At 73.0% G+C, this 21061-nt stretch carries 16 protein-coding genes and 1 pseudogene; 9 read left to right on the forward strand and 8 right to left on the reverse strand.

The window, feature by feature from the left end:
* The first annotated feature begins 24 nt into the window (after positions 1-24).
* A complete protein-coding gene (locus STBA_RS02645; protein WP_077057679.1) occupies positions 25-2244 on the forward strand; it encodes an NADP-dependent isocitrate dehydrogenase in 2220 nt (739 codons plus the stop codon).
* Positions 2245-2400: 156 nt separating this feature from the next.
* On the opposite strand, the gene STBA_RS02650 is transcribed toward STBA_RS02645, so the two are convergent.
* Positions 2401-3399 (reverse strand): sporulation protein, encoded by a 999-nt coding sequence (locus STBA_RS02650; RefSeq protein ID WP_077057680.1) that lies wholly within the window; start codon positions 3397-3399, stop codon positions 2401-2403.
* Positions 3400-3779: 380 nt separating this feature from the next.
* On the opposite strand from STBA_RS02650, the gene STBA_RS02655 reads away from it, so the two are divergent.
* The 6 genes from STBA_RS02655 to STBA_RS02680 all read left to right on the forward strand — a co-directional run bounded on the left by STBA_RS02655 (position 3780) and on the right by STBA_RS02680 (position 10878).
* Positions 3780-5096, forward strand: a complete 1317-nt coding sequence (locus STBA_RS02655) for a hemolysin family protein (protein ID WP_077057681.1) — start codon at positions 3780-3782, stop codon at positions 5094-5096.
* On the forward strand, positions 5093-6115 hold the full coding sequence (locus STBA_RS02660; RefSeq protein WP_077057682.1) for a hemolysin family protein: 1023 nt from the start codon (positions 5093-5095) through the stop codon (positions 6113-6115). The genes STBA_RS02655 and STBA_RS02660 overlap by 4 nt, the downstream gene beginning before the upstream one ends.
* A gap of 109 nt (positions 6116-6224) precedes the next feature.
* On the forward strand, positions 6225-7253 hold the full coding sequence (locus tag STBA_RS02665; RefSeq protein ID WP_077063057.1) for a cation transporter: 1029 nt from the start codon (positions 6225-6227) through the stop codon (positions 7251-7253).
* Between the two features lie 56 nt (positions 7254-7309).
* The gene (locus STBA_RS02670) at positions 7310-7834 is read left to right on the forward strand and encodes a YceI family protein (RefSeq protein ID WP_077057683.1); all 525 of its coding nucleotides are present in this window, start codon (positions 7310-7312) and stop codon (positions 7832-7834) included.
* A gap of 423 nt (positions 7835-8257) precedes the next feature.
* Positions 8258-9775: a family 43 glycosylhydrolase gene (locus tag STBA_RS02675; protein WP_077057684.1), complete on the forward strand. Its 1518-nt coding sequence runs from the start codon at positions 8258-8260 to the stop codon at positions 9773-9775.
* Between the two features lie 77 nt (positions 9776-9852).
* Positions 9853-10878 (forward strand): arabinan endo-1,5-alpha-L-arabinosidase, encoded by a 1026-nt coding sequence (locus tag STBA_RS02680; RefSeq protein ID WP_216355906.1) that lies wholly within the window; start codon positions 9853-9855, stop codon positions 10876-10878.
* Here STBA_RS02680 and STBA_RS37540 read toward each other — a convergent pair.
* Positions 10832-11878, reverse strand: coding sequence for a helix-turn-helix transcriptional regulator (locus tag STBA_RS37540; RefSeq protein WP_077057685.1), 1047 nt, complete (start codon positions 11876-11878; stop codon positions 10832-10834). The two genes, STBA_RS02680 and STBA_RS37540, sit on opposite strands and share 47 nt — an antisense overlap.
* 5 nt (positions 11879-11883) lie before the next feature.
* On the opposite strand from STBA_RS37540, the gene STBA_RS37020 reads away from it, so the two are divergent.
* Positions 11884-12195 carry a hypothetical protein gene (locus STBA_RS37020; RefSeq protein WP_143659413.1) on the forward strand — a complete coding sequence of 104 codons (312 nt, stop codon included), beginning with the start codon at positions 11884-11886 and terminating at the stop codon, positions 12193-12195.
* A gap of 425 nt (positions 12196-12620) precedes the next feature.
* Positions 12621-12779 carry a hypothetical protein gene (locus tag STBA_RS38610; RefSeq protein WP_253194494.1) on the forward strand — a complete coding sequence of 53 codons (159 nt, stop codon included), beginning with the start codon at positions 12621-12623 and terminating at the stop codon, positions 12777-12779.
* 242 nt (positions 12780-13021) lie between these two features.
* Here the strand turns inward: STBA_RS38610 and STBA_RS35460 are convergent.
* The 6 genes and pseudogenes from STBA_RS35460 to STBA_RS02720 all read right to left on the reverse strand — a co-directional run.
* Positions 13022-13225 (reverse strand): annotated as a pseudogene (locus STBA_RS35460) (IS481 family transposase); the annotation flags it as partial.
* 19 nt (positions 13226-13244) lie between these two features.
* Positions 13245-16586, reverse strand: coding sequence for a serine/threonine-protein kinase (locus STBA_RS38615; protein ID WP_077057688.1), 3342 nt, complete (start codon positions 16584-16586; stop codon positions 13245-13247).
* Between the two features lie 250 nt (positions 16587-16836).
* Positions 16837-18093: an MFS transporter gene (locus STBA_RS02705; protein ID WP_079251675.1), complete on the reverse strand. Its 1257-nt coding sequence runs from the start codon at positions 18091-18093 to the stop codon at positions 16837-16839.
* A gap of 100 nt (positions 18094-18193) precedes the next feature.
* Positions 18194-19015 (reverse strand): ABC transporter ATP-binding protein, encoded by an 822-nt coding sequence (locus STBA_RS02710; RefSeq protein ID WP_253194495.1) that lies wholly within the window; start codon positions 19013-19015, stop codon positions 18194-18196.
* Positions 19012-20058: an iron chelate uptake ABC transporter family permease subunit gene (locus STBA_RS02715; RefSeq protein ID WP_107485176.1), complete on the reverse strand. Its 1047-nt coding sequence runs from the start codon at positions 20056-20058 to the stop codon at positions 19012-19014. Before STBA_RS02715 ends, STBA_RS02710 begins: the two co-directional genes overlap by 4 nt.
* Positions 20059-20078: 20 nt before the next feature.
* Positions 20079-21053, reverse strand: coding sequence for an iron ABC transporter permease (locus STBA_RS02720; RefSeq protein ID WP_077063059.1), 975 nt, complete (start codon positions 21051-21053; stop codon positions 20079-20081).
* Positions 21054-21061 lie beyond the last annotated feature (8 nt).

Raw genomic sequence — 21061 nt, forward strand, 5'->3', positions numbered from 1 at the left:
TGCATACGTGGAGCGGAGCACCCGGTGACTGACTCGACCATCATCTATACCCACACTGATGAGGCCCCGGCCCTGGCGACGTATTCGTTCTTGCCCGTGGTGGAGGCCTACGCCTCGACCGCCGGGGTGCGTGTGGAGCGGCGTGACATCTCGCTTGCGGGCCGCATCATCGCCGGTTTCCCGGAGTACCTGGAGCCTGCGCAGCGCATCGGCGACGCCCTCGCCGAGCTGGGCGAGCTGGCGCAGACGCCCGAGGCCAACATCATCAAGCTGCCCAACATCTCGGCGTCGATCCCGCAGCTGAAGGCGGCGATCGCCGAGCTGAAGGAGCAGGGGTACGCGCTGCCCGACTACCCGGACGACCCGAAGACCGACGAGGAACGCGACATCCGCGCCCGATACGACAAGGTCAAGGGCAGCGCGGTCAACCCGGTACTGCGCGAGGGCAACTCCGACCGCAGGGCGCCCGCGTCGGTCAAGAGCTACGCCAGGGCGAACCCGCACCGCATGGGGGCGTGGTCGCCCGATTCGCGGACGAACGTCGCGCACATGACCGCCGACGACTTCCGCTCCACCGAGAAGTCCGCGATCGTCGCCGAGTCCGGCTCCCTGCGCATCGAGCTGGCCGGGGACGACGGCAGCACCACCGTGCTGCGCGAGTCGGTACCGGTGCTGGCGGGCGAGCTCGTGGACGCCTCCGTGATGCGGGTGGGCGCGCTGCGCGAGTTCCTGGCGGCGCAGGTCGCCCGCGCCAAGGCGGAGGGTGTGCTGTTCTCGGTGCACCTGAAGGCCACGATGATGAAGGTGTCCGACCCGATCATCTTCGGTCACGTGGTGCGGGCCTTCTTCCCGAAGACCTTTGCCGAGCACGGCGCGGCGCTCGCCGCGGCCGGGCTGACGCCGAACGACGGCCTGGGCGGCATCTTCAAGGGCCTTGAGGCGCTGCCGAACGGCGACGCGATCAAGGAGTCTTTCGACGCCGAGCTGGCGGAGGGACCGGCCCTGGCGATGGTCGACTCCGACCGCGGCATCAGCAACCTGCATGTGCCGAGCGACGTCATCGTCGACGCCTCCATGCCGGCGATGATCCGCACCTCGGGCCACATGTGGGGGCCGGACGGCGAGGAGGCCGACACGCTCGCGGTCATCCCCGACAGCAGCTACGCGGGCATCTATCAGGCCGTGATCGACGACTGCCGGGCGAACGGCGCGTACGACCCGGCGACGATGGGTTCGGTGCCGAACGTCGGCCTGATGGCGCAGAAGGCCGAGGAGTACGGCAGCCACGACAAGACGTTCGAGATCCCGGCGACCGGCACGGTCCGGGTGCTCGACGGCGAGGGCAACGCGGTCCTGGAGCACGCGGTGAGCGCCGGGGATGTGTGGCGCATGTGCCAGACCAAGGACATTCCCGTCCAGGACTGGGTCAAGCTGGCCGTGAGCCGCGCCCGGGCCACCGGTGACCCGGCCGTGTTCTGGCTGGACGCGACGCGGGCGCACGACGCCGCCCTCATCGAGAAGGTCAGGGCCTGCCTGCCGGAGCACGACACCGAGGGGCTGACCATCGAGATCATGGCGCCGGTCGAGGCGATCACGTTCTCCCTGGAGCGCATCCGCCGCGGCGAGAACACGATCTCGGTCACCGGGAACGTGCTGCGCGACTACCTGACCGACCTGTTCCCGATCCTGGAGCTGGGCACGAGCGCGAAGATGCTCTCCGTCGTGCCGCTCATCAACGGCGGCGGCCTGTTCGAGACCGGGGCCGGCGGCTCGGCGCCCAAGCACGTCCAGCAGCTGGTCAAGGAGAACTACCTGCGCTGGGACAGCCTGGGCGAGTTCCTGGCGCTCGCGGTCAGCTTCGAGCACCTGGCGCAGACCACGGGCAACGCGCGGGCCCAGGTGCTCGCCGACACGCTGGACCGGGCGACCGGCACGTTCCTGAGCGAGAACAAGTCGCCGAGCCGGCGGCTCGGCGGCATCGACAACCGCGGCAGCCACTTCTACCTGGCCCTCTACTGGGCCCAGGAGCTGGCCGCGCAGGGCGACGACGCCGAGCTGGCGAAGGCGTTCGCCGGGCTGGCCAGGACGCTGGCCGAGCAGGAGGAGACGATCGTGGGGCAGCTGACCGCGGTGCAGGGCTCCCCGGCCGACATCGGCGGGTACTACCAGCCCGACGGGGAGAAGGCCACGGCCGTCATGCGCCCGTCGGCCGCGTTCAACGAGGCGCTCGCGACCCTCGTCTGATGCACACGTGTCCGCCCCGGCCGGCTTCGTCCGGCCGGGGCGGTCTCTCGTTCCGGCCCCGGTGGCGCCGCGGCTCCTGGACCGGGCTCTGATCTTTCCGTGGCGGAACGAGCCTGCCGTGACCGCCCGCGATGGCCGCCGGGCGGGGTGGCGGGGTCAGTCCTCCTCGCCCTCCTCGTCGCCTTCGAAGAAGTCGCCGACCTCGTCAACGACTTCGGCGGCCACCATTCCGCCCACCACGCCGACGGCCAGGCCGGCGGCGCCCGCGGCGATCACCGTGCCCATGCCGGGGCCCGAGCCGTGGTGCTCGTCGTGCCCGTGGCCCTCGCTCTTGTGCGCCCAGCCGCCGTCGTGCGGCGGGTGACCGTGCGAGGCGTATGCCGCACGGTGCTCCACCAGCGCGCGGACCCACGCGTCGACCTCGGCGGCCCAGTCGGTGTGGGCGACGCTGTCGTGGCTGACCGCGTGCCGGCCGAGCGTGTCGTGGCCGCCGGAGAAGAACCCGCCGCGCTTGTCCGCCTCCAGGACGATCTCCACCCCGCCGGGGGAGGCGAGGAAGGTGAGCTCGATCTCGTTGACCGCGTGGGCGTAGTGCGGCGGCGGGGTCAGCTCGATCTCCTGGTAGAACGGGAGTTGCTGGCCCGTACCGTGCACGTGCCCCAGCTCCAGGTCGGCCGAGACGAAGCCGAAGCCCAGGCCGCCGAGCGCCTCAAGAATCGCCTCCTGCACGGGCAGCGGGCCGATCGTCAGCGGGTCCAGGTCGCCCTTGTCCCGGGCGCCGGCCACCGCGAGCTCGGTGCGCACTCCGAGCACGATGCCGAGCGGCTGGCCGTACAGCTCGGTGAGCGGGGTTTCCCAGGGCAGCGTGACGGCGAAGGGGACCGCATGCCGTTCGCCCTCGGCGAGGCGGAACCCGCCGCCGACGGTGAACCGTTCGAAGATCACGGCGCCTTCGTCCTCGCCGTCGTGGCCCTCGGCCTCCACGCGCGCGAGCAGTTCGAGGGTGATGTGCTCGATGTCGACGTCGGCGTTCCCGCCTTCGAGGTGGACCTGCCCGTGCAGCAGCCCGCCGGGCAGCACCGCGCCGCCCTCCAGGACCGTGTCCACCGTGGGGCCGCCCATGCCGAGCGAGCCGAGCAGCCTTTTGAACACCATCGTGGCGTTCACTCCTTTACACGTTCGTGAGGGTCGGCACCGCGCCGCGGCGGCGGGCGGCAGGCCCGTGGGCCGCCGCGGGGCGGGGCGAATGACGGTACGCGGAAACCGACGCTCGCGGTTTCTACACGCCTGTAGAAGAATAGTTGCCCCCCGGCGGGCCGCCCGCGCTTGCGGGCGTCCGGCGGAAGAAAGGCCGAAAGGCACCCCCGACAGGCACACCCCCACACCTCCCGGCGGCAACTTTACCGACCCTTTACTATGGGGCTCAGTGCCCGTCCGATCTTTGAAGGAGCAGCAGCCCTCATGGGCGAACCACCCAGTACCAACCGTGTCGTTCCCGGCCCAGCAGTGACGAGCAACGGGGCGGGGGTGGCACGGTGACCGAGATCCTGCTGCTTTTCGTGGCCCTCGCGCTGATCCTCGCCTGCGCCATCTTCGTCGCCGCCGAGTTCTCCCTGACCACCATCGAGCGCGGCGAGCTCGAGCGCGCCGCGCGGGCGGGCGAGCGCGGCGCCGAGGGCGCGCTCGCGGCCGTCCGGCGCCTGACCTTCCAGCTCTCCGGCGCCCAGCTGGGCATCACGGTGACCTCACTGGTGATCGGCATGCTCGCCGAGCCCTCCCTCGCCTCGCTGCTGCGCGGGCCGCTCGAATCGGCCGGTCTCGGCGGCGCCGCATCCGCGACGGCCACCGTGCTCGGCGTGGTGATCTCCACGATCGCGCTCATGGTGATCGGCGAGCTGGTCCCGAAGAACTGGGCGATCTCGCGCCCGCTGGCGGTCGCCAAGGTGGTGGCCGGCCCGCAGCGCGGTTTCACCGCCGCCTTCGGGCCGTTGATCCGGCACCTGAACAGCACGGCGAACCGCCTCGTGCGCCGCGCCGGTCTGGAACCGGCGGAGGAGCTGGCCTCGGCCCGCACCCCGCAGGAGCTGGTCGCGCTGGCCCGTCACTCGGCGGCCCAGGGCGTGCTGCCGCCGGACTCGGCCGAGCTGTTCGTGCGCACGCTGCACCTGAGCGAGCTGACGGCGGAGAACGTCATGACACCGCGCGTGGACGTGCACGCGCTGCCCGTCTCCGCCACCGCGGCGGACGCGGCGGCCCTCACCAGGTCCACCGGCCACTCCAGGTTCCCGGTCTACCGGGACATCCTCGACGACGTGGTCGGGACCGTTCACATCAAGGACGTGCTGGCCCTGGCCGCGGACCGGCGGGCCGCGACCCCGGTCACCGGGCTGATGACCGAGCCGCTGCCGGTGCCCGACACCCTGCCGGTCGACCGGCTGCTGGAGCAGCTGCGCGGTACCGCGTCCATGGCGCTGGTCGTCGACGAGTACGGCGGCACCGCGGGCGTGGCGACGCTGGAGGACATCATCGAGGAAGTCGTCGGCGAGGTCCGCGACGAGCACGACCCGGAGGAGGCGCCCGACCTGGCGCCCGCCGGACCCGGCGCGTGGGAGGCGGACGGCGGGCTGCGCGTCGACGCCCTCTCGTCCATCGGCATGTCCGTGCCCGAGGGCCCCTACGAGACCGTCGCGGGGCTGCTGGCCGCCGCCCTCAGCCGCATTCCGGCCACCGGCGACACCGCCGAGGTCGACGGCTGGCGGCTGACCGTCCTGGCCACCGCGCATCACCGCGCCGACCGGGTCAGGATCGCCGCGCCCGGCCCGTCCGCCACTGCCCCTGGGGAAGCCCGATGACCGCCTTCCAGCTCGCCCTCGGCGCCCTGACGCTGCTGACCAACGCGTTCTTCGTGGGAGCCGAGTTCGCCCTGATCTCCGTGCGCCGCGACCAGATCGAGCCGCGGGCCGAGGCCGGCCAGCGGCGCGCGCGCACCGTGCTGTGGGCCCTCGAACACCTCTCCCCCATGATGGCCACCGCACAACTGGGCATCACCGTCTCCTCGCTCGTCCTCGGGGCGGTCGCCGAGCCGGCCATCGCCCATCTGCTCGAACCGGCCTTCGAGGCCGCCAGCGTTCCCCACGCCCTGGTACACCCGATCGCATTCACGATCGCCCTGGCACTGGCCACCTATCTCCACATGCTCATCGGCGAGATGATCCCCAAGAACATCGCGCTGGCCGCCCCCGAACGCACCGCCCTGGCGCTGGGCCCCGCGCTGGTCGCCCTCACCCGTGCGCTGAAGCCGGTGATCTTCGGCATCAACGCGTTCGCCAACACGCTGCTGCGGCTGATGAAGGTCGAGCCGAAGGACGAGGTGGCGTCGGTCTTCACCGACGACGAACTCGCCCGTATCGTGAAGGACTCCAGCGACGCCGGTCTGCTGGAGGCGGCCGAGAGCGAACGGCTGCGCGACGCGCTCGCCCTCGGCACCAAGACCGTCGCCGAGATCACCGTCCCGGCCGGGCGGATGATGACGGTCGACCACCGCACCACGCCGCGCCGGCTCGAACAGGCCGCCGCGACCTCGGGGTTCTCGCGATTCCCCGTCACAGGGCCCGGCACCACGGTCCTGGGCTTCCTGCACGTGAAGGACGCGCTGGAGGCGGAGTCCGCGGACAGGCCGTTCCCGCGGGAGGCCCTGCGCCCGATCACCCGCATCCGCCCGGAGACGCCGCTGGACGACGCCCTCACGGCGATGCGCGCCGGAAGCACGCACCTGGCCGCGGTCATCAGCGACCGTGGGTCGCTGCTCGGATTCGTCACGATGGAGGACGTCCTGACCGAGCTGGTCGGCCCGCCGCCCGCCCGGCGCTGACACTGCCCCGCCGCGCGGAACGGTCTGGACCGGGATTGACTGGCGAGAGCCGTGGTACTCAATACCGTTCCGTGCGGCGACCGCAGCAAGGAGCGCATCCGTGTCCGACATCCTCACCGGCCAATGGCCGCTGAGCTGGAGCATTGCCGTCTTCCTCCTGGCGGGGCTGGTGACCGTCGTGGGCAGCGTCCGGCTGGCCACGCTCGGCGACGTGCTGGCCGACCGGACGGGGCGGGGCGAGGCGCTGTTCGGTGCGGTGTTCTTCGGCGTGGTGACGTCCCTGTCCGGGATCGTCATGACGGCGGTCACCGCCGCCGCCGACCAGCCGGAGCTGGCATACAGCAACGCGGTCGGCGGCATCGCCGCGCAGACCCTGGCCGTCGCCGCGGCCGATGCCACCTACCGGCGGGTGAATCTGGAGCACGCCGCCGCCTCGCTGCCGAACCTCCTCTTCGGCTGCCTGCTCATCGGCCTGCTCGGCATCGCCCTGATGGCCGCCTTCAGCCCGGATGTCACCGTGCTCGGCCTGCACCCGGCCTCCGCCTTCATGATCGCCTTCTACTGGGGCGGCATCCGCCTGATCAGCGACCGCCCGCGCCCGATGTGGGTGGCGGTGCGGACCCTCGAGACCGTGCCGGACGTGCCGCAGCCGGGCGGCGAGGCGCAGGCGCGGCGCACCGGCACGCTGTGGGCCGAGTTCCTCGGTGTCGCCGCCGTCGTGGTGGTCGGCGGCTGGGTCATCGCCCGCGCCGCGGAGACGCTGGTGGCGAGCACCGGGCTGAGCGCGGGTTTCGTGGGCGCGGTGCTCATGGGCATCGTCAACGCGCTGCCCGAGACCGTCACCGCCATCGCGGCCGTGCGGCGCGGCGCGGTCACCCTCGCCATCGCGGCCGTGATCGGCGGCAACTGCCTGGACGTGCTCAACCTCGTGATCGGCGATTTCGCCTACGGTGGCGGTTCCCTCTTCCACGCCGCGGGCCCCGACCAGCTGTTCCTCACCGCCGCCGCCCTGGTGATGACGAGCGTGCTGCTCGGCGGGCTCCTCGTGCGGCAGGAACGCGGCTGGTGGCGCCTGGGGTTCGACGGCGTCCTGCTGATCGCCGTCTACGCCGGCGCGGTGGCCGTCCTCGCCTTCTGACGAACCCTGCCGCCCCACCTTTCCCACCGGGCCCACGCTGCCGTGGAATGGGCCGCATGGATGCAAAGCCCGACCACGCCACGACGACGCCCCGCCCGGGGCGCTACCTGATCGACCCCGATCGTTCGGCCGTCACGTTCACCATGAAGTCCGTCTTCGGGCTCGCCCCGGTGCGCGGCTCGTTCGCCATCGGATCGGGCACGGCCGATGTCGCCGAGCCGCTCGGGGAGTCCCGGGCGCACGCGGTGATCGAGGCGGGGAGCTTCCGTACGGGGAGCGCCAAGCGGGACGAGCATGTACGTTCCCCGAGATTCCTCGACACGGAGGCGCACCCGCTGATCACCTTCGTCTCGGGGCACGGGGACCGCGCGGACCCCGCCGTCCTCGCCGGAACGCTCACCGTCCGCGGCGTCGAACGGCCCGTGGAGCTGACGATCGAACGGGCGCAGGTGTCGGCCGGGGAATTCACCGTCCGGGCCACCGCCTCCGTCGACCGGGTCGCCTTCGGGGTGAGCGCGTCCCGCGGCATGACCGGGCGCCACCTCGGCGTGACGCTGGACGTGACGTTCGTACGCTCCTGACGGCGGCGGCGGGGGCCGGATACCAGCGGACCTGAGGACCGGCCGCCCCCGCCCGGGCGGGCCGCCGGGCCGCGCCGCGCGGCCGCCCCGGACGGCACCCGCGTCAGGGCCCCGCCGCGGCCCTGGCAACGCCGTTCGCTGCGCCGGGGGTTGACGGCCCCGGGCGCCTGCTCTACGTTCCGGCCAGTATTCCGAATGGCATTCGCTATTTCGAACATGGAGCCGCCGCATGCCCCGTCCCCCCACGCCCCCCGCGGGGCCCCGACCCCCGCGGGGCCGCATGTCCCCCACCCCACCAGGACCGTTCGCGGTCTGACCCCCGTACCCGCCCGGCCGCGCGGGAGCTGTCGCACGCATGTCACTGGGAGCGCTCCCAAGCACCTTGCGCGGCGCTCGGCCTGAAACGTTATAAGGAGGTTCTTCATGCCCCCCATTCCCCTGGCGCTCCCCCGTGAGCGCCGACGGCACCGGCGCGCGGGACTGCTGCTCGCGGTGCTCGCCCTGCTGCTGTGCGGCGGTACCGCCGTCGTGCCGCAGCAGGCGGCGGCGGTACCCGCCGTCGACACCGACGCCTGGTACGTGCTGGTCAACCGGAACAGCGGCAAGGCCCTGGACGTGTACGACCTCGCGACGCACGACGGGGCCGAGATCGTGCAGTGGACCCGCAACGACGGCGCCTGGCAGCAGTGGCAGTTCGTCGACGCGGGCGACGGCTACTACCAGGTGCGCTCCCGGCACAGCGGCAAGTTCCTCGACGTACTCGACTCCTCCACCGCCGACGGCGCCGCCATCGTCCAGTGGGCCGACGAGGACCGTGCCAGCCAGCAGTTCAGGCTGGAGGAGTCCGCGGGCGGCGCCGTGCGGCTGATCAACCGCAACAGCGGCAAGGCCCTGGACGTGCTCGACTTCTCGACCGAGGACGGCGGCCGGGTCGTCCAGTGGCCGGACCTGGACGGCGCCAACCAGCAGTGGGAGCTGATCGAACTCGGCGGGGGGACGGCCGGCACGTTCACCAACCCGATCAAGCGCAACGGGCCCGACCCCTGGCTCCAGTACCACGAGGGGTACTACTACCTGGCCACGACCACGTGGAACTCCACGATCACGATGCGCCGCTCCGAGACGCTGGGCGGGCTGGCGAGTGCGCAGGAAACCACGCTGTTCGACCTGTCGGGCATGCCGAACGGCTGCTGCAACATGTGGGCGCCCGAGTTCCACCTCCTCGACGGGCCCAACGGGCCGCGCTGGTACCTGTACTACGTGGCCGGGCAGAACGTTCCCGACTTCAATCCCACGCAGCGGCTGCACGTTCTGGAAAGCGAAGGCACGGACCCGATGGGCCCGTACCACTTCAAGGCCGATCTGGGGAACGACTGGCAGCTCGACCCCAGCATCCTGACGGTCGACGGCGAGCTCTACCTGCTGGGCAGCATTCACGACGGCACGCAGAGCCTTTCGATCACCCCGCTGAGCAACCCCTGGACACTCGGCGGCCAGCGGCGCACCATCAGCTCCCCCACGCTGCCCTGGGAGCAGCAGACGGCCGCGGTGAACGAGGGCGCGGAAGCGCTCTACCACGACGGCCGGATCATGATCGTCTACTCGGCGAGCGCCTGCTGGGGCCCGGACTACAAGCTGGGCCTGCTCACACTGACCGGCAGCGACCCGCTGAACCGGGCGCACTGGACGAAGCACCCCGACCCCGTGTTCGAACGGGACGACTCCGCCGGGGTCTTCGCGCCCGGCCACAACGGGTTCTTCACCTCGCCCGACGGCACCGAGGACTGGATCGTCTACCACGCCAACGATTCGGCCAGCGGCGGTTGCGACATGAACAGGTCCACCCGCGCCCAGCGGTTCACCTGGAACGACGACGGCACCCCCGACTTCGGCACCCCGGTGCCGACCGGCGTGGAGCTCCCGGGCCCGTCCGGCGAGTGACCGGCCGCACTTTCGCGGCGGAACACGCAATGAGAAAGCGGTAAGAGCACGTTCACGGAGAAGGCGAGGAGAGCATAGTGAGCAAGAACCGAAGGCGCGCGGGAGCGCGGCCGTCCCGGCGGCGGCTGCTGGGCGGTCTGCTGACCGCGGGCGCCCTGGCGATGACGTCGCTGGCCGGCGCGACCGGGCTGCCCAGCGCGGCGGCCGAGGTACAGGCGGCCGACTACCCCAACCCCGGGGCGGTCACCGGGGACATCGGCGTGCACGATCCGACGTTCGTCAAGCGGCCGTCGGGCGACTACCTGGTGGCACACACGGGTGACAACATCGCCCTGAAGACATCGACGGACCGCACCGCGTTCCGGAACGCCGGGAGCGCCTTCCCCAACGGGGCGCCCTGGACGACGGAGTACACCGGTGGCAGCCGCAACCTCTGGGCGCCGCACCTCACTTACCAGAACGGCCAGTACTACCTGTACTACTCGGCGTCGAGCTTCGGCTCGAACCACTCGGCGATCTTCCTGGCGACCAGCCCGAGCGGCGATTCCGGTACGTGGACGGACCGGGGCGTGGTGGTCGAGTCGCAGCAGTCCGACGACTTCAACGCGATCGATCCCGACCTCGTGGTGGACGACGACGGCCGCTGGTGGCTGTCGTTCGGCTCGTTCTGGTCGGGGCTCAAGATGGTGGAGATCGACCCGTCCACCGGCAAGCGCGCCGACGGGACCATGCACGCCATCGCCGGGCGGGGCGGCGGCGCCATCGAGGCGCCGACCGTCTTCAAACGCGGGGACTACTACTACCTCTTCGTGTCGTTCGACCTGTGCTGCCGGGGTGCGGACAGCACCTACCGGGTGATGGTCGGCCGGGCGACGAGCGTCACCGGGCCGTACTACGACAGGAACGGCGTGGCGATGAACTCGGGCGGCGGCACCGAGATCCTGGCCGGGCACGGCAGCATCAACGGCCCGGGGCACCAGGACGTGTTCGCAGACTCCGACAACGACATCCTCGCCTACCACTACTACGCGGACGACGGCAGGTCCCTGCTGGGCATCAACTGGCTGGGCTGGGACGCCGAAGGCTGGCCCTACGTGCACTGACCGGACCGGCGGCGGCACGGCGCGGCCGTTGCGGCGGGGGTCCCCGCCGCAACGGCCGACCGTGCCCGTGCGGTCGGAGCCGATGCGGTCGTAGCGCGCTACTCGGCCAGGACCATCTGGAGGCGGCGGACGAGGTCGGCCCTGCGGTTGACTGCATCTTGCGGTAGATCCCGGTCAGGTGCCGGCCGACCGTGCTCTGCATGGTGAACAGCCGCTCGGAGATCTCCCGGTTCGTGCAGCCCTCCCGGGCCAGCACGGCGACCCGCCGCTCCGCACCGCTCAGCGCGGGCGCGTGCTCCTGCTCCCCGCCGCCCGCCGCCCGCCGCCCGCCGCCCGCCGCCCGCCGCCCGCCGCCCGCCGCCCGCCGCCACGACGAATACCGCTTCCGCGGCGAACGCGTCGATCCGCTCCCGCAGCGGACGGGCGCCCAGGTCCTCGGCGAGCCGCCCGGCCAGGCCCAGCAGGCGTTCGGCGCGCGCGTACTCGCCGGTCGCGTGGCAGTGGCGGGCCAGGGGAGCAGCGCGCCGGCGTATTCGAAGGCGTGGCGCGACCGGCTCAGGAGGCGGACGGCGTCCTCCAGCGGCTTCCTGCGGTGTTCCGGACTCAGGGTGCCGGCCAGCAGGCGCAGCGAGGATGCGTGTACCACCGCCGAGGTCCCGCGGGCGAGGTCGATCTGCCTGCGGAGCAGCTCCCCGGCCTTCTCCTGATCGCCGAGGGCGATCAGGGCCTCGGCCGCGTGCCGGCGCCAGGGCAGCAGTGCGGAATTGTCCATGCGCCAGCGGGTCATCAGCTCGCCGCAGGCGAGGAACTTCCGCAGGGCCAGCGCCCCGTCGCCCGCCGCCAGGTGGCAGAAGCCCTGCGCCTGGATGTAGGCCGGCCCGTACCTGGTGCGCAGCATCGCGGGCGGGTGGGCCGTTCCCAGCAGCCTCCGGGCCGCGGGGAGGTCGCCGAGTGCCAGCAGCCCGAGGACCCCGCCCGCCAGCGGCAGGCCGATCCGCACCCCACATGCCCCTGGGCACGTCGGCGAGCGCCGTCTCCGCGGCGGCGACCGCGCCGTGGAAGTCGCTGGTGTGCGTTGACGCCGACGACGTGGCCGCCCGCGGCCCCGGCGTGGTCGGCGAGGGCGGTGACGACGGTGGTCCTGCCGCTGACGACGGGACCGCTCACCGGCACGACCCGGCCGGTCCGTTCCGCCTGCACCTGTGTGAAAAGACCGGTCAGCCGCTGGATTTCATGCCGCCGAATCATGGGTCACTGCGCCCCTCTCGCACGGCCCGGGCCGGCCGGAAAGTGGATGTCCTCGTCGTTGGTCTTTGATGGACGCGGCCGCACAAAGGGTGTTGTTGCTTCCTGCGTTGGCAACGTACCAGCGCACAGCGTTGTGCGGGCGAGGGGTTCGGCGCGGCTCAAGAGCCCGGCCGGCGGATACGCGCCGAACGGCGCACCGGGCCTATTGAACGGGGCGGCCACCGCGCCCTTCCGCGGATTCGGCGTTTCGAAGTCCCGTTGAAGCGGCACCGGCAATGGCGGCCGGGATACCTGGTTTCAGACCGCCTTTTTCTCGGCGGCGTCCCGCCGCCAGGCCACTCCGAGCGGTGCCGCGGACAGCAGCAGGAGCAGTACCGTGACGGGCAGCGGCCAGGCGGGCACGTCGGCCGTCTGGTTCGTGCGCCACTGGAGTCCGCACAGCGGCAGCAGCGCGGCCCCGAGGCCGGCGTTGAACAGCAGCAGGCTTCTTGGCGGTGCGGCGGGCGGAGGCCGCGGTGGCGGGGCGGTTGTGGGAGACCGCGGCGGCCCTGGCCCAGGGGTCGGCGGGCTCGGGCATCTCGTCCAGCGGGGTGCTGCGGGCGGCCCACGCGGCGCAGGCGGCCAGGAGCAAGGTGACCCCGGCGTACAGGTAGACGGGGACGAAGGCACTCAGGACGGTCTTGTCCGTCCAGGCGTCGACGCCGCCCGGGCCTATGTGCCGGGGCAGCCGGTCGGGCAGGCCCGGATAGCGCACCGCGCCCCAGGCGGTCATGGCGGCGAGCAGCAGCAGGCTCGGGACCAGCCAGGCCCACGGCGGCCTTCTGCGCCGGCTTCCGGATGGGGCGGCCACGTCCTGCTCCGTCCTCCTCGTCCTGCGGTCGTCCGCCACCGAGCCTAGGTGTATTGCCGGCGGGTTGTTGACGCGGCTGATGGGTGGCTTGCCTCCGAGTGCGGTGTGGCAGCGATGGTGGTTGCAGGTGTGGAGGCAGTCGTCCAGGGCGGCGGTTCGTTCGGTCTTGGTGATGCAGGGGCGGATGTAGGCCCATTCCTCCAGGGGGGCGGTTCATCCGCTCGGCTTCCCGTTCGTCTGCGGGCGGTAGGCGTGGGCCGGGCCGGTATCAGGGATCGGGGCGGCCGTGGTCGCCCGCGGCGAGGTGCCGTTGCAGCTCGATGTGCCGCAGCTGGTACACCGCGCCGGACTGCCGCAGCACGCCGCGGCGTTCGTGCGCGTCCGCGAGGAACGCCATCAGCCTGCGGGGCAGCCGGTGGCACAGCGCGAGGTGGATGCGGGTGATGGTGAACGGCCCGCAGGCCGTCTGCTGCCAGGCGACGGCCAGCCCGACGACGGCGCCCAGCAGGGCCCCGGTGAAGAGACCGCCGACCAAGCCGGGCAGCGTCGGGGCCAGTTCGAGGTCCTGCCAGCGCACCTCGCCCGTCGTGGCGGGGGCCAGGCGGATGGAGTTGGAGCACCAGAAGACGAGGCCGAGGGCCAGGCCGATGACCCCGGCGGTCACACAGCCGAGCCGGCGGAACGTGCGCCGGTCGCGGGCCAGAAGCGCCGCGGGGGCGGGGGCGAGGGTCAGGTCGGCCGTGGCGCCCCTGATGCCGTACATGATGGCGCAGCCCAGGCAGTTGGCGGTGAGGGCGCCGGTGGCGTGAATGGTGCCGAAGTGGCTGGCGAGGGTCACGCCCGCGACGTCCGCGGCGAGACCGTGCGAGATCCCGTACTCGCTGAAGCCGATCAGCCAGGTCGGGAGGGTGACGGCGAGGCCGCCGCCGAGCCCGATCCACAGCCCGGCCCAGTCCCAGGACCACCGCAGGTCCGCCGCCGGCGGCACCTCCTCGGGGCCGGGCCCGTGCCCCACGGCCAGGCCGCCGATGAGCGCGAAGACGCAGGCCAGACCGACCGCCATGGCCGGCATGCCCTGCGCGCAGCCGTAACAGCCCCCGATCCCCGCGCCGAGCAGGGCCGCGCCGCGGCTCCACGGGCGGCGCCCAGCTGCCCGGGGCCGTTCCCCGCCGGCCCGCCGGGCCGCGAGACCCGCGGTCAGCTCGCCGCCGAGGCCGCCGACGAACCCGTAGACCAGACCGGCGGTGAGAACCTGGCAGGTCCAGGCGCCGAGCGGATCGCCGTGGCCGATCACGACGCCCGCCGCGCCGATCGAGGCGCCGATCAGGCCGCCCCCTATCCGGCCGGTGACCCCGCCGACGAGCCCCGCGAAGAGCCCGTCGAGGGACGCCTGCGACCACGTCAGTCCCCCGTCGCCGTGCCGGTCGCCCCAGAACGGGCCGTACGCGCTGACCTGCATGGTCAGCCAGGTCACCGCGGTCTCCAGGGCGCCGGCCAGCACGCCGAGCAGCACGGGCAGGAGCCAGCGCGGAACGGCCCGGCGCAACTGCCACCAGGCCAGGTCGGTGGCCCCGGCCCGCACGCGCTCCGCGTGCCGGGCGAGCCAGCGGAGGGTGCGGCCCGCCTCGGCCGCGGACCAGTGGGAGGGCGCCGCGGGGTGTCTGCGGTAGGCGGCGGGGACGAACGCCTCGAAGAGGTGGGCCTCCACGGCCGCGCGGCTGCTCAGGGCCGGGTTTTCGAGCAGCTCGGCCGGGGAGCGGGCGGCGTCGAGCGGCTCGCCCGTTCTGGGGTTGTAGATGGTCCTGGCGAGGAAGATCATCAGGGGGGTGCTCAGGGCTTCGGCGACCGGCCCGCCCTGCTTCAGGCTGTGCACCACGGAGTCCCAGCGGGCCGCGGTCGGCGTGCCCGTTCCCCCGGCGTCCCGCAGCAGGTAGGAGGAAATCTCCTGCGGGTCGAGGGGCAGCAGCTCGATGCCGGCCGCGCCGACCAGCTTGTGCGGCAGCCCGGCGGCGGGCCGGACGGCCTCGCTGTACTCCCTGGTCCTGCTGGAGAGGATGACGCTTTGGCCCTGCGGCACCGCGCGGTTGATCTGGTCGAGGGCCGCGCCCCTGGCCTGGGCGGGCAGCTCGTCGAACCCGTCCAGCAGGGGCAGCACGAGCCGGTGCATGAGCAGGGCCCGCGCGCGGCTGATGCCGCCGAGGGCGGCGCCCCCGGTGGCGGCCAGCTCCTTGAAGTCCTGCGTCAGCCGGTGGGTCAGCCAGGATTCCAGGTCGAGTTCGGCCGGGTCCCAGGAGGAGAGGGTGAACAGCACCGGCACGGCGGCGCCCCGGTGGCGGTGCTCGATCAGGTCGAGCAGCAGCCGGACCAGCAGCATCGTCTTGCCCGAGCCCGGCGCGCCCAGAACGACGAGACGGCGGGTGGGCACCCGTTCCCTGAAGACATGGAGGATCTGCCCGCCGCTGCCCGCGAGGTCGCCAGGACCCGAGGCGCAGCCGGAGTCCGCGGTCCCGGAGCCGGGGCCCCAGTCGTCGGCCAGCCGCCGCAGCCAGTCCCATTCCTCGACGAGCCGCTCGGGCGCGGGCCGCCAGGCAACGGTGAGCGGCCGCGGGTCGTTGAGCCCCCGCACGCCGGCCTCGGTCTCCCACTGGCGCCGCACGGCGACCGCGAGCTGGTCGGCGAGGGCCGCGAGGCCCGGCTCCGTGGCGGGCGGGGGGCGGCGCGGCAGCGGGAACGCGCGGGCGGCGGCGCGCCGTTCGCCGGTGCGGCGCGGCTCGGGCACGCGGCCCGCGCCGGCCGCGACGGCGCTGCGCAGCACCTCGGGCAGGGCGGGCCGGTGGCGCGGGTCCTTGGCCAGGCAGGCCGCGACCAGCGGGCGCAGCACCTCGGGCACGGCGTGGACGTCCGGCTCACGGTGCACGACGGCGTAGGCGGCGGCGATCGGCTCGGCGCCCGCAGCATCACGGTCCTCGAAAGGGCTGCGGCCGAGGAACGCGAAGGCGAGGACCGAGCCGAGGGCGAACACGTCGGTGGCGCGTCCGACATGGTGCGGCCCGTCGAGCTGCTCCGGGGCCATGAACGCGGGCGTGCCCATCACGCTGCCGGTGCGCGTGAGGTGGCGGCCGGCGCCGACGGGGCGGGAGATGCCGAAGTCGATGACGCGGATGCCGTCGTCGGCGAGGAGGATGTTGCCCGGTTTGAGGTCACGGTGCACGATGCCCTGGCGGTGGATGTCGCTCAGCGCCTCCGCGAGCTGAGCGGCCAGCCGCACGGCCTCCGGCAGGGGTAACGGGCCGTCCCGGCGCACCCGTTCCGCCAGGGAGTCGCCGGGCACGTACTGGGTCGCCAGCCATGGCGGGCTGCCCTCGGTGTCGGCGTCGACGACGGAGGCGGTGAACGCGCCGCTCACCATGCGCACGGCCGCGACTTCGCGCCGGAAACGGTCCCGGAATTCCGCGTCCTCCGCATATTCGGGCCGGATCACCTTGAGGGCGACGCGCCGCCCCGTGGCGCTTCGCGCCAGATAAACGACCCCCATCCCGCCGGCGCCGAGGCGCCGTTCCAGCGCATACCCGCCCAGCCGTCCAGCCGCAGATGGTCCGGACTCGGCCATGCACCCCCCAACAGCACCGGTGCCGGCTGCGTGTCCCGGCCTTCAAGGACACCTTACCGGCGCCGTAAAGACCGTCTGCGCCTCCGCGGAATATCGAAAAGGAGCCCTTATCTCGAACAAATTGACTTCACCCGAAAAGGCCGCAGACCGCGAAAAGCCGCGAAGGGCGCACGGTGAATTCCCCGCGGCGCGAGGCGCTCGGCGGAGGGCCGGCCGAGGGCTCCGGCCGGCCGTCCGGACTCGATGGCTCTCACCCCGCCCGGTCCGGCCCCCGCTCTTCCGAACGGCCGGCAGCCGTCGGCTCGGGGCCGGGATCGAGGGCACGGCGAAGCAGTGTTCCCACGACGAAGAGGGCGGCGAGCCAGCAGGCCCCGAGCGCGAGCGTCGGCCGATGCCCCAGGCTCCCCGCCACGGCCCCGCTCACCGCGTTGCCCACCGCGTCACCCAGCAGCCAGACACTGACCATCAGGGTGTAGGCCCTGGTGAGCGCCGACCGGGGAGCCAGCGTGTCCAGCAGCGCAGAGGAAGCGATCGCCGACGGGCCACCGCACAGGCCCACCAGGAACAGCGCGGGGAACAGCAGCGCGAGGCTGTTAGCGGCCCACGCCGCCAGACCGACCGCCAGGGCGGAACCCGCCAGGGCCACGAGCATCAGCCGAGCATGTGACCAGCGCCATGAGACCGCTCCGAAGGCCAGTCCCGCGATGATCTGGCCGGCGGAGGACGTCGCGATGAGCATTCCGCTGTCGGCAGCGCTGCCCAGACAGAGGGCGGCGGCCGGCACCGCGACGGCGACGGCACCGGCCGAGACGCCCGCGCCCGCCATGAGCAACAGCAGCACGGCGAGGCCCTTGCCCGTGCGGGCTCCACCCCGGCTGACCGAGCCGCGCAGAGGCCGCCACGTCCGCGACGCTCGCGTGCCCGCGAAGAGCAACGCCGCGCCGCAGGCCAGGAACCCGCCGGCCAGCACGGCCTCCCCGGGTCCGGCCGCCACCAGCAGCAGCGACGTCAGCAACGGCCCGGTCAGCACCGCCAGTTGGAACAGCACCGCCAGCAGTGCGTATCCGGCCGTCCTGGCTTCGCCTTCCCTGACCAGCTCGGCCAGCAGCACCCGCATACTGCCGGTCGTCGCGGGAATGCCGGCCCCCATCCCGGCGCCGGCCACGACGACAAAACCCCGCCAGTCCACCAGCGGCGCGGCGGTGACCAGGAAGATGCCAAGGACCGCGCAGGCCACCCCCGCTGCCGCAACGACCTTCGGCTGTCCGTGACGGTCGATCAGCCGCCCCTGCGCGCTCAGGCCGACGGCGTTCCCCAGGCCGAACGCGGCCGTTGCCAGCCCGCCGAAGGCGAGCGAACCGGTCCGCTCGTGCGCGTACAGCAACAGGCTCAGACCCAGCATGCCCAGGGGGAGCGCACCGATCACGGTGGCCAGCAGCGGGACGCGCAGGCCGGGAGTCCTCAGGACGTCGACGTAGCCCTGCATGGCGACATGCCTTTCGAGCATGCCCACCCACCCGGGAGCCGGACTCCCAACCGCCCGCCGTCGTGCACGACGGCGGCTGACACCGCACAGACTACGGCCGGCGGGGCAGCGGCCTCAACCGTCACCGAGCCGTGGGCGCCGGGTGGCGGGCGTGGGGCACGACCATGGGGGTCAGGGTCCTGGGGTCGGGCACGATGTCGCAGGCGAGGCCGAAGACGTCCCGCACCAGCTGCGGGGTCATGACCTCGGACGGCGGGCCCTGCGCGACGACGCGCCCCGCGTTCATCACGACCAGGTGGGTGGCGAAGCGCGCCGCCTGGTTGAGGTCGTGGAGCACGGCGACGACCGTCCTGCCCTCGCGGTGCAACTCGCCGCACAGCTCCAGCAGTTCATACTGGTGGGCGATGTCGAGGAACGTGGTCGGCTCGTCGAGGAGGAGCAGTCCTGTCTGCTGGGCGAGCACCATCGCGATCCACGCCCGCTGGCGCTGGCCGCCGGAGAGCTGCGCCGCCCGGGCATCGGCGAGACCGGCGAGACCGGTGCGCTCCAGGGCCAGGGCAATGGCGGTGTCGTCGTCGGGCGACCACTGGCGCAGCAGCGTGTGGTGCGGGTAGCGGCCGCGCCGGACGAGGCCGCGCACGGTGATGCCCTCCGGGGCGATGGGGCTCTGCGGCAGCAGGGCGAGCTGCCGGGCGACCTGCCTGCCGCGCAGCGCGTGGATGTCGGTGCCGTCCAGCAGGATCTGCCCGCCGACTGGCTTCAGGACCCGCGCGAACGCCTTGACCAGGGTGGACTTGCCGCAGCCGTTCGGCCCGATGATCATGGTGAGTTCGCCGGGCGGGATGTCGAGACTGAGGTCGCGCACGACGGGGTCGCCGCCGTAGGAGAGGGTGACGTCCCGTGCGGCCAGGCCGGTTCCGGGCGGCGGGGCTTCGGTGCTCACAGTCTTCCCTTTCGCCATTCGCGCATCAGCAGGTAACCGAGATAGATGCCGCCGAGGGCCATGGTGTAGATGCCGACGGGGAGATTGTCGGAGAAGGGCAGTTGCTGTGCGGCGAGGTCGGCGAGCACCAGCAGCAGCGCGCCGATCAGCGCCGACAGGGTGAGGTGGGCGCCCGAACCGCCGGTCAGGCGCCGGGCGATCTGCGGTGCGGTGAGGGCGATGAACGCGACGGGCCCCGCCACGCTGACGGCGCCGGCGGACAGCACGATCGACAGCACCACCGCCAGGGCGCGGGTGCGCTGGGGCTCCGCGCCCAGGGCCGCGGCCAGTTCGTCGCCCATCTCCGCGATGTGGAGGCGGCCCGCCAGCAGCGCGGCGAGCGGGGCCACGACCAGCAGCACGACCCAGATGGTGGTGGCGTCGTCCCAGGACCTGGCGGCGAGGCTGCCGTTGAGGTAGGCGGTCAGGGCGGTCGCGCGGTCCCGTTCCACGGCGTAGACGACGTACTGGGTGAAGGCGGTCGCCATGGTGGCGACGCCGATGCCCGCGACGATGAGGCGGCCGGGGCTGCGGAAGCCGGTGCCCGTGGACACGTACACCAGGGCCATGGCCAGGGCCGCGCCCGCGACGGCGCCCACGGGCACCGGCAGGGTGCCCGGCAGCATCAGGGCCGCCACGGCCGCGCCGGCCCCGGCGCCCGCGCCGAGTCCGATGACGTCGGGGCTGCCCAGCGGGTTGCGCGTCACCGACTGGAACAGCGCACCGGACAGGCCGAGGGCCGCCCCGGTGGCGATGCCGACGACGAGGCGCGGGCCGCGGAGGCGTTCGAGGACGAACTCCTCCTTGCCGTCCGCCCCGCCGAACACCGCGCCCGCTACGTCGGCGAGCGGGATGCCGAGCCGTCCCATGGAGAGGGTGGCGACGGCGGCCGCCAGGAGCAGCAGCAGCGTCAGCAGCCCGATGACGACGGCCCGCACGTTGACCGGGAGGGCCAGCGCGCGCCCGGCGGTGAGCAGGCGCGGCGGCGCCGCCTCGCGGGACACGTGCGGGGTGGGGGTCGTGGTCACACGCCCTCCTTCATCCGGCGCACGGCGTACAGCAGCACGGGGCCGCCGACGAACGCGGTGACGACACCGACCATCAGCTCCTGCGGGCGCATGACGACCCGGCCGAGGACGTCGGCGAACAGGAGCAGCGCCGGTCCGACGACGGCGGAGAACGCGATCTGCGCCCGGAAGTCGACGCCGGCGAACGCCCTGACGATATGGGGCACGGCCAGGCCGACGAAGGCGATGGGGCCGACGGCCGCGGTGGCCGCGGCGCTCAGCAGCGTGGCCGCGACGAGCCCGCCGGCCCGCAGCACGGTCGGGCTGGCACCGAGCGAGGAGGCGGACTCGTCGCCCAGCGCCAGGGTGTTGAGGCCGGGCGCGAGCAGCAGGGCGAGGACCAGGCCGATGACGGCGAACGGCAGGACGGACCGCAGCACGTCGAAGTCCCGGCCGCCGAGGGCGCCCACCACCCAGTAGCGGTAGCTGTCGAAGACGTCGGGCTTGCTGAGGGTCACGGCCTGGATGTAGGCCGTCAGCACGGCGGACACGACGGCGCCGGCGAGCACGAGCCGGACCAGGCCCGCTCCGGCGCCCGCCGATCCGATGGCGTAGACGAGGAATCCGACGATCAGTGCCCCCGGCAGCGCCCACCAGACGGTGCCCGACTGGCCGGAGGCGCCGAGGAACGCGGTACCGGTGACGACCGCGGCGGCGGCGCCCGCGTTGATGCCGAGCAGCCCGGGATCGGCGAGCGGGTTGCGGGCGATGCCCTGCATGAGGGTGCCCGCGACGGCGAGGCAGACGCCGGCGAGCACACCGAGGGCCGTTCTCGGGTAGCGGCTCTCGACGACGGTCGTGACGTAGGGGTCGGCGGAGCCGCCCCACACGTCGAGGACTTCGGCGAAGGACGTGGCCCTGCTGCCGAACATGATGCTCGCCAGGACGGCGAGCGCCAGCAGGACGAGTCCGGCGATCAGGGCGTACGCCAGCCGGGCGG

This window comes from Streptomyces sp. MP131-18 (assembly GCF_001984575.1).
GTDB lineage: Bacteria > Actinomycetota > Actinomycetes > Streptomycetales > Streptomycetaceae > Streptomyces > Streptomyces johnsoniae.

Bases quoted from the DNA above. Each gene is read 5' to 3' on its own strand.
- STBA_RS38615 (WP_077057688.1), bottom strand. From the start codon at position 16,586: ATGGCCGAGTCCGGACCATCTGCGGCTGGACGGCTGGGCGGGTATGCG.
- STBA_RS02705 (WP_079251675.1), bottom strand. From the start codon at position 18,093: ATGCTCGAAAGGCATGTCGCCATGCAGGGCTACGTCGACGTCCTGAGG.
- STBA_RS02675 (WP_077057684.1), top strand. From the start codon at position 8,258: ATGCCCCCCATTCCCCTGGCGCTCCCCCGTGAGCGCCGACGGCACCGG.
- STBA_RS02670 (WP_077057683.1), top strand. From the start codon at position 7,310: ATGGATGCAAAGCCCGACCACGCCACGACGACGCCCCGCCCGGGGCGC.
- STBA_RS37020 (WP_143659413.1), top strand. From the start codon at position 11,884: ATGCCCCTGGGCACGTCGGCGAGCGCCGTCTCCGCGGCGGCGACCGCG.
- STBA_RS02650 (WP_077057680.1), bottom strand. From the start codon at position 3,399: ATGGTGTTCAAAAGGCTGCTCGGCTCGCTCGGCATGGGCGGCCCCACG.
- STBA_RS02660 (WP_077057682.1), top strand. From the start codon at position 5,093: ATGACCGCCTTCCAGCTCGCCCTCGGCGCCCTGACGCTGCTGACCAAC.